The organism is Paenibacillus lentus, assembly GCF_042714055.1.
In the GTDB taxonomy this organism is placed as follows: Bacteria; Bacillota; Bacilli; order Paenibacillales; family Paenibacillaceae; genus Fontibacillus; species Fontibacillus lentus_A.
Window position 1 is genome coordinate 1 of sequence record NZ_JBHGVC010000023.1, and the last position, 13069, is coordinate 13069.

Here is a 13069-nt window from a genome sequence, read left to right on the forward strand (position 1 = left end):
CATCTTACGGGTCACAGTTCAAATGGGCGGCATTACGTATTCAATGACAATCTTTCAGAAAATCAAGGTAAATCCTTTCCTTCACTCTGGTGGACAATATCGACGTCTTAAGCATTATGACAGTGAGTGACCATGTGATTACCGGTGAAGAAACAACATCGGAAGAACGTCAAACAAGTATAAATGACATGATTATTGAAGCGTTAGAGATTCTTATTAATGAATAGCTTCTAATCCATTTGGCACTTCGCCACAAAGAGCCATCCCCATAGTCATCGACGCATGACTTGGAGACGGCCCTCTTTAAAATCGTATTAACACCGTACATATTTACGTTTGAAACCAAGTTGGCTTTTAGCTACTGCCTTTTGAATATTTTCTGCAGCGTTCAGAAACTTGCTTTTTGTCTTGTCCCGATTCACTTCTACCGGGCCTACTGTCTCTGCGGTCTTGAGAGCCTGGTCATGAAGCGGCACATAGGATACTCCCACCGTGTACATAAAATTATTCATAGCGTATTTCGTTCGTTCGGGAGAATCGTGAATGGTTCGTTCCACCATTTGGAGCATATTGGCTATTTTCCCTTCGGAAAATTCACCGTCCGGACGATTCCCCAACAGCCAGCAATAACAACTCCAGCCCGCTGACATTCTCAGCTCCTCTCCGCTTGCGATCCATTTATCGGCAACTTCTTGTGCAATATCTGTTTCTGACAAGGTTACTGCAACTACATAATCGGACAGCATATAAAAATAAGCCATATCCATCCAACGATCAAAATCCGCTTCAGTCATTGCTTCAGGATCTGCGATTATACCGGCAAAATACATGGCATCGTAGTTTCCAGTGGCGTAAAGCTGTTCGGCCAAAGGTTGATTTTTTTTAATTTTCTTGGCGATGGGCTTCATTGCCCCTGTAGCCACGCCAAAAAGCGGTTCGTGTGCGCCATTGGATAAATAAATCTTCTTGGTTCGCTCTTTGCCTAGAGCTTCAAGTTCCTGCATAACCATTTCTACATTCAATGTTTACACTTCCTTTGACTGTCGCTAGAAACAATTATTTTCAAGAAAACCATCAGGGTCAATCGATACTATATCGTCTCTGTACTGAGCGTAAATCCTTCGATAACAGCATCTTCGTCAACCTCAATCAGGATACATCGTCTCCCTTGATAATTCACCTGTCTCACATACTTTAAATCCTGCGGACTAACCGAAATTGTGGCGACCTTAGTATCGATCTTAATCGATTTTGACGTAAACTTCGGCATAATACTATTCGCTTTCAATTCATAGTTCTTATCGTCGACGATCGTTTCAAACGCCCGTTCCACTTTTTCAGTCGTCACGTTCTCAACACCACTTACCGTTAGCACTTGCTCCACATCTTTATAATCCAGCTTCGGAGGTTCTTCCTCCTCCTCATGGGTTTCAATCACCCGATGGATTTCCTCATACACATGTGCAAGGGTGGTCGCGTCCAGTTGTTCGCCCGCCACTTCCTTCACGATGTCTTCGAAGATGGCTCTCTCCTCCCGTGCTGTTACGGATCTTTCCGCATTCAAGACCTGTTCGATGAAATGCGGATTCGGCTCATTCGCTTTTCCCGTACAATACAGAATGCGGTTTACATCGGAATAACCGTCCGTCACACTGGGATAAAAGAACCCTTGCTCCGGCGAACTCAGCTTGATGATCGGATCTACATTGACATTGTACTTAAATTCTCTCTCTACATAATCAAACAAAAGAGTTTTCCTCTGTTGCTCCGTGGAATTCACACTGCACAGAATGAACGGATGCGCGAACACTTCGTCCTTCTCGCTCTCCTCGGTTTCTTTATTCCTGTCCTTGGACGGCTGGTAGTATTGTCCACGAACGAACGTGATTACCGTATCCCGTTCATATTTGACATCCGCCAGCATTTTATCCACCAACAGCAGCATCAGATCCTGCCATTCCTCCGGATCACCAGTCACCAAAGCCTGGTGAAGCAGCACCCGCGTCGGCTCTTCCACTTCTTCCTGCTGAAACTTCAACTCGAACAGCTTCTGATCCAATTCACCCGTCAGCAGCTTCTTGAAATTGCTCATATACAGCTCCTGCTTCTCTCTGTCCAACAGGGCAAACGGCTGCCGCTCCCAATGATAGATTTCGTTGCTTTCCTTCATAATATACACGTTGAGAATGTCGTAAATGTTCAGCATATCGTGATCCAGCTTAAATTGCTTGCGTATATGCGCGATTTCTTTCTTTATCATGGCTCGTTAGACAACTCCCTAAGAAGTAAATTGATCTTATCAGTATAAACGATATAAAAACCCTTCGCTAGAAGGGCTATTAAGATACTTTGCTCTTCTATTAAAAAAGGGATTTGTAGAAAGGCCTCAATACAGGCGTTGTCTTAACTGTTTCTTGCAAAGCAATCAGGTCATATAGCCGACCTACTCAAAAAAAATCACGCCCTCCAAGGGAGAACGTGATATGAATCAGCTTGACTTCGTATTTCAACATCGTCAATTACGCTTTCGGGCGACCACTGCTAACCGGCCTTCTTCGGTAGAGTATTCACACGTAGACAGTACAATAAGCTTGTCGCCATACCGGGCTGTTACGCCCGTATCGTAAAGAGCTAGTTTTTTGATGTTCTGAATATAGGAGTCAAACTCGGCGGATGTTCCTACATTCTCAATCTGGTAGTATTTAAAAACGTCGTCCGTTTTAAGATAAACCTTTGAGAGAATAACGGCAACAATTTCATATTCTTCCTTCTCATAAAGCGAACTGAACCGGATCGTAGCATGATCCTTATAATAGCTTTCTTTCTTGTACTTCATAAGATCTGCAAACATCACGCCGTTTTTCATGTGATGTCCATGAATCAGCAAAATGTCTGAGCCGTCTATCCGACTGTGTTCATCTAAAAAAGGGAGTCCGTTTTTATTTTTCTTTTTATCAAAATCATGATTGAGATAGTATTCCGCATCCTGTTGGTTCTGCATAATCGGGTAATCAATTCGGGTGCCGTCAATTTTCAGCCAACCGACGATGTCCGGGTTTCTCTTGTAAAGCTCTTGAAATTCAGGGAGCATAACTGGCCCATTCGCCTTCATGATAAAAGGTGAGGATGTTGCAGCACCCTCGCCTTGTTCCCGGATTTCTATCAGTTCTTTCATTTGCCGATGTTCCTCATAATCTCGAAGGAGAATTCTCGCAAGATTGACGAGAGAAAAAACCAGCAGAATAGTGAAAAAGGCGATAAGAATTTTTTTAATATTGCTCATTTTCTTACCGCCTTTCCTGTTACTAAATGTGTTTTTTCTTCCTGCTGCTAAGCAGACAGAACCCTACTCCAATCAAGGACATTAGAGCCAAAGCCATATAGAAGATTGGCGATATGCTATTATCTCCTGTTTTTGGAACATTATCCAGCTCGTTGTTACTGTGGCCGGTTCCGTTGTTACTGTTGTCGGCTCCGTTGTTACCGTTATCGGTTCCGTTGTTACCGTTATCGGTTCCGTTGTTACCGTTATCGGTTCCGTTGTTACCGTTATCGGTTCCGTTGTTACCGTTATCGGTTCCGTTGTTACCGTTGTCGGTTCCGTTGTTGCCGTTGTCGGTTCCGTTGTTGCCGTTGCCGGTTCCGTTGTTGCCGTTGTCGGTTCCGCTATTGCCGTTGCCGGAGTTGCCGCCGGAGCTGCCACCGGAGTTGCCGCCGGAGTTGCCGCCGGAGCCGCCACCGGAACGGATCGGCTTCATTGGCACGTCGTATTTTACAATGTCAAAATCGACAGAAATCGTATCGCTCCTGTGCGTCTCGTATCCGTCCTTCGTTACGATCAGATAGTAATCCGCTTCAGGAAACACCATGTACGCATAGAAGCCATTTGCGTCGCTATCTTGCTCTGGGCTGTCGTTGTTGTTGGGCACAAAGCCCGGAATCGGAGGAAGCGTTACTTTCGTATTCGGAATGCGGCCGTTATCTCTATTCCGTTGCGTATCCGCATAATACAGTGTAACTTTGGCTCCGTCAATTTTCTTGCCAGTGACGGCATTTCCTGTCGTCTCATCATAAACCGTACCGTATGGGTCGACCAATTCCTCGGAAATATTCAGCTCTCCCTTTGCTTTCACGTTCAGCTGCGTCACTTTGAAGAGCAGTTCCTCGCCGGTCTCAGCTTTATAGCGAACTTCCATGGTGTATTTCTGCTCGCTCAGATCTTCCACTGAGAAGGTGCCGTTCGAAGCCATCGGAAACGCCTTGGGCTTCCCGTTCTCCTCAATATACTTGTCGTTCTTGTCCTTCAAATAGATATACATATTGCTGGTAAGCGACTCGTTGAATAGCACTGTTGTTCCATCCAACTGCTTGAACAGAACGATCCCTACCGCCGTAATGTCCGCCGGAACGGTCTCGTCTGTCACGCTGCTGTCTACATTGGCCTTCTGCGTGAACTCGACAGGGACATCCTTCCCGCCTACCTGGTACAGCTTCGTATACGTGATCGTATAGTCGGTATCCGCTGTAGCTGGGACCGAATATTCACCCTTCTCATTCGTCCAAATCGTCTGTTGTTCGTTGGTCTTCTTGTTCGTCACGATGATTTTGGCATTCGGAATTTCTTGGCCTGTGTTGTTGTCACGCAGCACGCCTTCCAGATACGGACGGGTATTGACAAAGTCTGCCTTGGCCACTTCTTTCTCCGGAATGGCGCCTGCATGAACGAAACCTTCAGGATCCGTCACATAGCCGTCTTCCGTATAATCATCCTGGGTCACCGTATACTCGAGATACGTCGGAAGTCCTTGCACAACGAACGTCTGGCCATCTGTAAGCTCGAAGGTCTCTCCGCTCTTGATCGTGCCCTTGCTGCCGTCCGACTTCTCATAGGCGTAGGATTCGTTCGCTTCCTCGCCTGTAAAGGTTACCGTGTACTTGAACGGCTTCTTTTTGTCGTCGTCTTTCCCTTTAACCGTGTTGCTGATTAGCAGGCCGCCCTTCAAGACTCGCACGTTCGTGAACGGGGCATCTTCATCTTTGCCCTCCATGATTCCGGTATAATACCTTTCCTCTGGAATGGTCACGTATTCGTCGGCTGTGTAGTCCTTCTGGGTAACTGTGTATTTCAGATCCTTAGGCAGACCTACAATTTCCAGCGTCTCTCCATGCTTGAGTGTGAAGGATTCGCCAGACTTGAACGTGCCCGGTGTACTCGTCTCGCCATCCGACTTCGTATACGCGTAGCTTCCATCCTTGCCTGCTTCTTCAAAGATGACGGTGTACTCGAACTCCTTCGTCTTATCGCCGCCGTTGCCCATGACCGTGTTGCTAATCGTCAGCTTGTTGACGGTCCGTTCATTGGTGAAGTCCGCTTCGCGATCGGCGCGCGCCATGACTCCCTCATCAGACAATTCCACAGGGATGGTCGCGTAGCCGTCGTTCTTGTAACCTTCCTGGATAATCGTATACTTCAAATTCTCTGGAAGATCCTTGATTTTAAAGGTCTCATCATGCTTGAGCTCGAAGGTATCGCCGGATTTGATCTTGCCCGTCGTGCCGTCTGAATGCTCGTAATTGTATTCTTGACCCTTTCCTGTACCGTCAAAGGTCACCGTGTACTGAAACGGCTTGTCCGGTTCTGCACCGTCCCCCGTGACGGTATTGCTGACGGTCAGATCGCTAACGAATCGCTCGTTGACAAAATCTGCTTTGTGGTCGCCGTTATTCTCGATTGTGCCGAACAGCTCTCTCGTCTCCGGTGTGGTCGTATAACCGTCAACGGTCGTATAATCGGCCTCGGTTACGGTATAGACCAGATCCTTAGGCAATGCCGGGAGCGTCACAGATTCTCCGTGCTTGAGGGTAATCTTGTCTCCGCTCTTGATCTTGCCGGTGCCGGTTGTACCGTCCGGCTCCTTGTAGGTATAGGTGTATTCTCCGTCCTTGCCTTCGCCGGTGAAGGTCACGGTGTATTCAAAATCCTTGGAAGAATCGCTGCCGTTTCCTTTCACCTCATTGCTGATGGTCAGCTTTCCTTGCGCCGGCGTAGGCACAACCAGCGGATTATTCGTGTCTACCTTTATGCCGTCTACCCAGATGGGCTTTCCTGGCGTATTTCCTACATATACTTGATAAATTCTTGTAGTTGGCAGCCAAGTATTTGTGTCAATATAAGTTTCCTTCAGCTCATAATACCCTGGATCTCGGAAAAACAGATTAAGTTTCCCTCCGCTATCGGTTGTTCCTTTAACGATTTGAGTTCCGTCGTCTTTCTTATACAGCGTAAACTCTACGTCCTTCAACGGATTGCCATTGGGATCTTCCTTTTTCAGGGGAAGCAGGGCATTGGAGCTTGAACTGCCGGCTACGTCCGAATTGTCAAGCGTGCTTTCGCTTCTGGCGCTGACAGATTTAAGCTTGTCATCGCCCTCCAGCTTTACCTCGTTGCCCACTTTGTCTCCGGCCTTCGCTTTAGATGGATCAACCTCTGTTTGGTACACAAACTGGTAAAACTTATTAGGGTCGTTCATTTTGAATTTTAGAACTGTGGTGCCTCCCGCGCCTGGTGCAGCTTCTACCTGAACTTCAGCATTCGGGTCGCTTAGGTCAAGTGCTGTGCCCTCTCTTTCCAGAGCACCGCTGGCAGTCAGTTTAGCAGGATAAACTGCCATACTAGGCGCTGTCAGCACAAGCTTCCCGTCTACATCGTAGCGCAGATTCATACCTGCACCCAGGGTATCCTGCAAATAAACGCCCTGCTTCATGTTGAATGGCGGGGTATAGTTCACTGTCCATTCAAGCACCCCTGGAACTGGCTTAGTTACCGACTTGCCCAGGGTCTGAATAGGTACAATCACTTTGCGTTGTTCGGTGAGGACCTTTTCCACCCCGCCCCATGTCATATGCAGGTCGGCTTTGTTATACAGCACCTGCCTGTCTGTACCGTTTGTAGTATATTCCTCTAAATATTTCTCCAGAGCCGCATTGGAAGGTCTTGCCTTCACCAGAATGACATAAGGGCCTTCCAGCTCAGAGAAGGTGAAGGTGCCTACGTTGCCGCTATGGGAGAAACTTACCACATGAGCAGGGTCGTTCGGCTCGATGATTGACATAGCGTTGTTTCGAACCCCATAGCCGGTGCCGCTGCCATTGTCCGAATAGCCCTTATAAAGCTCATAGTTCTTCCCATCTGCAAAAGGAACGAATTCCCAGCCCTCCGGCAAGGTATCCACGAGCTTCACATTGGTGATAACCCGATTTCCGCCGTCCTTCGCCATTTCGACCGTGTTGTAGCCCGGCATATTGACGCCTAGGCGGAAGGTTACGGTCTTTGTTGTACGGTCATAACCGGCCAAGGTGTATTCGTCGCCGCTTGAAGAACCATCCCAACCGATATAGCGCTGAACGTCGTTCGGGGTATACCATGTGTCAGCCGTCCCATCCTTCTTAATAGGATAGGATGCCGTAAGCATATCCTTGTTCAGCATACGGAGGTGAAGGTTGGTACTGTTTTGCGCTTGTTTTATGGTTTCGCCGTCAAAGAGCAAAGCCCGATTCCAGCGTGTTTTCCCTGCGTTAATATCCTGCCTGAAGAGGACATCCAGGTTGGTTTCAAGTGCACGGAAACTGAAGGATGTAGCTTTGTCGGTGTTGTATCCGGTCACCTTGATCAAATCCGCCACCACTTCACCGTTCACTGTCAAAGGAATAGGCTTCAAGGTCAAGCCGTTCGCATTGGTCACACCCTTCAAGGTTCCCGCATGATACTTCTTCCAAAGCTGTGCATCATTAACATTTGCTTTGATTTTCGCAATTGTTTCCGCGCTCACCTCGCCGGTTTCATCCACAGCGTTGTCCAAGACGTTCAAATCTCCGCCATGCACCAGCACATCGTATACCGCCGCATTTGGCAGGGCATACTGTGGCGTTAGATTGACGGTCCAGGTGATGCCGCCTAGGTTATAATCCGCCATCGCAATAGAGGCTGATTTTGTAAAAGTGTGAGCCCCAATGGTGACAGTTGCCTCATCAGTCACTGCGTTAGGCCTTGTACCGGTCACTACATCATTGTTCTGTATGCCATCTGGTGTATCCAAATTCCAGTTGGCGCGTGGGTCGATTCTGAAGGTGGAACCGCTTTGAACTTTACTCTTAATGATTAGTTCCACTTTACCGTCAATATCGCCAAAAGAATACTTACTGTTGTCAACTGGTATAATCGTTTCCACATCAGATGCAACGCCATCCACCCATGTCTGCCATGTAGCTGATTCAAATTCCAGCCCATCAGGTAATACATTTGTGATAGTAAAGTCCTTTAACCCTTTTTTGTTATATTGGTTAACAATGACTTTCCATGTAATGGTTTTATTCGGATGGTCATAAGAGGCGCTAGCTTGAATCCAGTCGGGTGCAATCCACGTTTCCCGTACTGCACTAGCTTTTACATTAGCACCCGCATCCCTCAGTTGTACACTTGGGTTAAAATTCTGTCCTCCATTACGACCGGGATCTAATGCCACACCCCGATACTCTTTATAATACAAATCCTTATGAAACCATGCTTGATACTCGACCTTTGGATCCACTCCTGTCCCTAGCGGGAAGGTGTAACTCAGACCGCCCTCTGCATCAATGGTTGGCTCTACCGTATCGCCGTTTACCTTGAAGGATCCCGGTACATAGACCATACGGTAATCAGAAGGCTTCGAATAAAACGTCATCTCATCTAGCGGCAGCTTGATTGTTGCATCAAGCACATCAAAAGAGGATGGAGTAGACTGGAAGGTCAAATAACCATCTTGATAGGCTGGCACAGTCAGATACCACCAAGTCCAGCTTCCATTCTTTGGCCAGTTGTTTCCTGTCAAATTGATGCTGTATGCCGCTGTGACGTCCGGGTTTTTTAGCTGGTAAGCTCCCCCGAAAATCCAGATAGGCTTTGACTCGTCATAACCTAAGCCCGTTACATCCGAATTAGCGGTGGTTTCAAAGCCGAAGGTAACTGCTCGTCCAACACCATTGAAAAACCAATCGTCACCATTAAACACAATCTTGATGCTATTCGGGGTGAAATAGGCAGTGCCAAGCTGTTTCGCGCCAAATTCAGTTGTTGCCATCAAGGTTTTGGTAGCTGTTGGCAACGCCACTTCCTCGAAGTAGTCATCCCTTTTTAGTTCGATCCAGTCGCCCTTCTGAATGTATAGGTCGGGATCCGCATTAGTCGGATCAGCGTCATCACCATTCACTGGCACTTTGAGACCTTCCGACTTGAGCGTGAATGGCTGTCTGCCCTGGATGGTGCCGCCGGGAACAACAGCTTGGTTATCTTGCACCACCTCCAGCGGAAAAGGCTCGTTCACACTCATGAACACCGCCGTTTTGTCCACTGGACCAGCCGTTAAGGCCATCGGGACGGCGGCCTGCGCATCGTACACCGCTTCAGTCACCGACGGTTCGGCCGCGTCCGGCAGGCCAAATTCGCTCTCTGCTGCTGTCCCGGAACCGCCTGGCGCACTATCCGCATATGCAGCACCAGAGAACGTCACCGTCTGCAAGACAAGCATAATTGCCAGGCAGAGAGACAGCAAAGATTTGCTTACACTGCGTTTTCGTTTCATTGCAAGATTCTCCTCCATTTCCCGAAATTTCTTTGTCAGCAGCAAGATCATCTGCCAATAGGGCACAAGCGAATAGACATTGCTATTGGCTTAACCCAGCGGCCCTTCAACATCATCGAAATCTTGCGGAATTCCAGATGACTGGGTAAATACCGCGGGCGTGCAGGCCGTTGATCCATGCTTAGTAACTTTCTCCCCCCTCTCCTTCGACCATCTTCGCCAGTCAAATACTGTGAAATGACAGAATACGCCAAGTTTACACAGCGTATTTCATCATTTTATTACCACATTCTCAACAATATCTAGACAACCATTCGACAAGAATAAGCGTGAAACTTATCAAGAATCGAAGGGCATTTACCAGGGAGACTTTGACTGCCGATAGTTCAATATTGCCTGGTACAAGATCAACGCCTTTAAAAAGTATCTATATGAAAAAAAGAACGCCCAGTTAGAGAGTCCTGTATTGAGAATGTCCCTTAATAGTGTTGGCTTAATGCAAAGAAGAGAACGTCTAAATACACTTTAAGACGTCCTCTTCCTTATTACATGAAAATATACATGTCTACACACTCGAGTCAAACCAAGATCCAGGACAACTGAAACCTCAATTTTGTCCTTCAGCACCTTATTTTTGAAATCTGCGTCATCCTTTGTGAATGTCATAAAACCCGCAAAGTGTTGAAAACAATGGATTTTCTACGTATCTATTCGTTGCATTCCTACCACGCACTCCACATGCACCGTGTGCGGGAACATAGGTTACTTTGTTTTCATTCGTCGCGATGGTCTATACCTTGATCTATAAGGGTTATCTTTTAATATGGTTCTGTTTGGTTGCTATATACCTCACAGTGTATTCCCGCTTTCTACTAATATGATGGTGAGACCAATGAGATAGTCTGCCATTGCATACAGTAGAATCTATGAAAGGGCCAGTATACCGAAGCTATTCACGGCATACCAAAAAGTCGACCCATTTAGGCCGACTTTTAAGCCTTACAGCGGCTTTAAGTATGTTGTCATTTCAGCGAATTTTCCAATGCCATTTGAGCGCTTCTTTTTCGACTTTTTTAACAAAATCGTCTTTACCGTCGCCGTAGCTTTCAATGTCGGTTGGATATTTGTCGGCTAATTCGCTTTTTAAATCTCCGTACTCCTTGCATATTTTCGGATTTTGACGAAGATAATCTCTGAACGACAGGTGCCTTTCGATTTCTTGAATATGATCATACTGAAATGCATGAATCTGATGAGTGCGATCATCTCCGCCTTTACGGAAGTATCTTCTTCCTTTTATTCCGAATTCACCCATGACTTCATAGCCAAGATTTTCAAATTGGGCTGAGAAATTATCCAATCCTCCGATATCGTTGACTACAAGCAAAATATCAATAATCGGTTTTGCTTTTAAACCCGGAACTGAGGTACTCCCGATATGGAAACTGTTCACCAGATCATCTTGAAGAATTTCTTTAATGGCTTGTTCTTCTTTTAAATACTCGGTTGTCCAATTGGAATCGTATTCTACTATTGTGATCTTCATTTCTTTTCCTCCTCGCTTATTTAAGGCTTCGACTTCATTACGACCGTTTTTGGGCATTACACCATCATTGAATCATTATTATTTAAAGACCATCTGATTCCGTCTTTTTTAAACCAGGGAGATCGAAAGCCAGCCGATGATTATTGAAGTAAATTGCAATTGGCGTAGAAATTATTCTTTTATAGCAAACCAAACCGTCCACGAATCCTTCTCAATGATTGGTACTTGATGATCATCGAGCTTATCTCCTATGAATGATATCAATTCTCGAAGTTCTACATCTGTCAATTCATGGAGAATGGCACGTCCAGTTCTTAACGATAAGTCTTTATTTAATTCTTCAAAGTCATGATAAACACGTCTTGTTTCACAGAGTGCAACCGTTTTAGCTAGCCGAAATCCACTTGATTCCAACGCTTGCTCTACTTGTTCTGAACCAAACCTGCGGGAAATTTCCTTATCAATTAATTGAGGAAACTTTTCAAAAAAATAACCTCTAATGTGATTTTTATCCCCGGACAGTAAACAATCTTTTGGGGTTCTATCCTGAATAAGGAAAGTACCGTCCTTTTTAAGGATGCGATAAGCTTCAGTGAAACAAGCATTTAAGTCATTCAAATGGTGTATGAGTGCTCTTTCTAATACAATATCAAAGTCATTTGCGTGGAGGTTTGATTCGTAAGCGTCACCTCGCAGAAACGTGACATTGGGAATGCCCTTACAGTTATTGGCCGCTCCTTTTAACATCTCATCCGAGAAATCCACACCCATGACATGAGAGGCCCCCATCTCAATCAGAGCCTTTGTATAAATGCCACCTCCACAACCAATATCTGCAATCCGCTTATTTGTTACGTCTACCGTATTTTCTATTAAAGCTTTCCAGGATTCATCCGCGTTTCTTGTTGCATAAGTCTGTCTGTTTTGTTCATCATGAAAGTTGATTGGCATATGTAAAACTCCTCCTATCATTTCTTCACAATCTCTTCTCATTTCACATGTTTTAAATCTTTCAAAGCGTCCTCAGATACTAAGATAAGACTCTATAGAGTTTTTCATATAATTAACGAGTGCTACTACGTCGTTGTCCATTCCTTCCCACTTATCAACATACTCTCCGCGATAGGCTTTTCTTGCTAAGTTGAGTAAAGTCGCATGCTCTTTAGGCAACTGAGGTATAGCCCATTCCGCTGCTATATCTTTTGATGAGATTTCGCCAACAGCCACGGTCAGCCACATACGTGCAAGGGTTAAAATTACGTTTCGTTCGTCGCCCTTGATGCCCTCGATTAATCCTGGCAAAGATTCCATAATCGCCCTTCGAATATCTGTCATCGGCACGGGTTCAAATATATCAGAAGCATCAGGACCAAAAAGAGAAACGCTATTCATTCTCACTTGTGCTAAAACAATAGCCAAATCAGGGTCATACGTTGGTTCCTGAATTTGTCCATTCTCAAACTCATCCCGGAGCCACTCCCCATAGATATATTCATTTTTTGGTGGGTATCGCCAGGGGACAACATCTCCATGGTTTATTACCGTGACTTCAAGTGGTCGCACAGAATCTGAATTTCCTATCTTTCCGGATATATGCATGAGTCTGTCTGTTAGTTTTCTGCGAATGACTTCAGTCAAACTTTGATTTACAACCACTAGGACATCTACATCACTATTAATGCGTAAGCCACTAGTTACTGCAGAGCCAAATAGATATCCTCCGACTATTGCACTACCAAGCAACTCCTCTGCCACTTTAAATGCTTGGATCGCTTCCTTCGGTATTTTTTCGTTATTCAAGTCACTCATTAACCTCAAGCTCCTCTTGTCTAATATGTAACGTATTTTTTAAATTAAATTCTCGAGCCACGTCATGAGCCCACAACACCAGCATCTTTATTTT

At 45.7% G+C, this 13069-nt stretch carries 7 protein-coding genes and 1 pseudogene; 1 reads left to right on the top strand and 7 read right to left on the bottom strand.

Annotation, left to right across the window (positions count from 1 at the left end):
• Nucleotides 1-107: 107 nt before the first annotated feature.
• A pseudogene (locus ACE3MQ_RS26625) lies at nucleotides 108-227 on the top strand (purine-nucleoside phosphorylase); the annotation flags it as partial.
• 87 nt (nucleotides 228-314) lie between these two features.
• Here ACE3MQ_RS26625 and ACE3MQ_RS26630 read toward each other — a convergent pair.
• The 7 genes from ACE3MQ_RS26630 to ant(9) all read right to left on the bottom strand — a co-directional run bounded on the left by ACE3MQ_RS26630 (nucleotide 315) and on the right by ant(9) (nucleotide 12975).
• Nucleotides 315-1022 carry a DNA alkylation repair protein gene (locus tag ACE3MQ_RS26630; RefSeq protein ID WP_379398532.1) on the bottom strand — a complete coding sequence of 236 codons (708 nt, stop codon included), beginning with the start codon at nucleotides 1020-1022 and terminating at the stop codon, nucleotides 315-317.
• A gap of 68 nt (nucleotides 1023-1090) precedes the next feature.
• Nucleotides 1091-2260 (bottom strand): DUF4317 domain-containing protein, encoded by a 1170-nt coding sequence (locus tag ACE3MQ_RS26635; RefSeq protein ID WP_379398534.1) that lies wholly within the window; start codon nucleotides 2258-2260, stop codon nucleotides 1091-1093.
• A 255-nt stretch (nucleotides 2261-2515) separates the two neighbouring features.
• Entirely contained in the window at nucleotides 2516-3283 is a 768-nt protein-coding gene (gene srtB / locus ACE3MQ_RS26640) for a class B sortase (RefSeq protein ID WP_379398536.1), read from the bottom strand.
• Between the two features lie 22 nt (nucleotides 3284-3305).
• A complete protein-coding gene (locus tag ACE3MQ_RS26645; protein WP_379398538.1) occupies nucleotides 3306-9620 on the bottom strand; it encodes a DUF7601 domain-containing protein in 6315 nt (2104 codons plus the stop codon).
• A gap of 1027 nt (nucleotides 9621-10647) precedes the next feature.
• A complete protein-coding gene (locus ACE3MQ_RS26650) occupies nucleotides 10648-11166 on the bottom strand; it encodes a GrpB family protein (RefSeq protein ID WP_379398540.1) in 519 nt (172 codons plus the stop codon).
• Between the two features lie 171 nt (nucleotides 11167-11337).
• Nucleotides 11338-12117, bottom strand: a complete 780-nt coding sequence (locus ACE3MQ_RS26655) for a class I SAM-dependent methyltransferase (protein ID WP_379398542.1) — start codon at nucleotides 12115-12117, stop codon at nucleotides 11338-11340.
• A 72-nt stretch (nucleotides 12118-12189) separates the two neighbouring features.
• Nucleotides 12190-12975, bottom strand: a complete 786-nt coding sequence (ant(9), locus tag ACE3MQ_RS26660) for an aminoglycoside nucleotidyltransferase ANT(9) (protein WP_379398544.1) — start codon at nucleotides 12973-12975, stop codon at nucleotides 12190-12192.
• Between the last annotated feature and the right edge of the window lie 94 nt (nucleotides 12976-13069).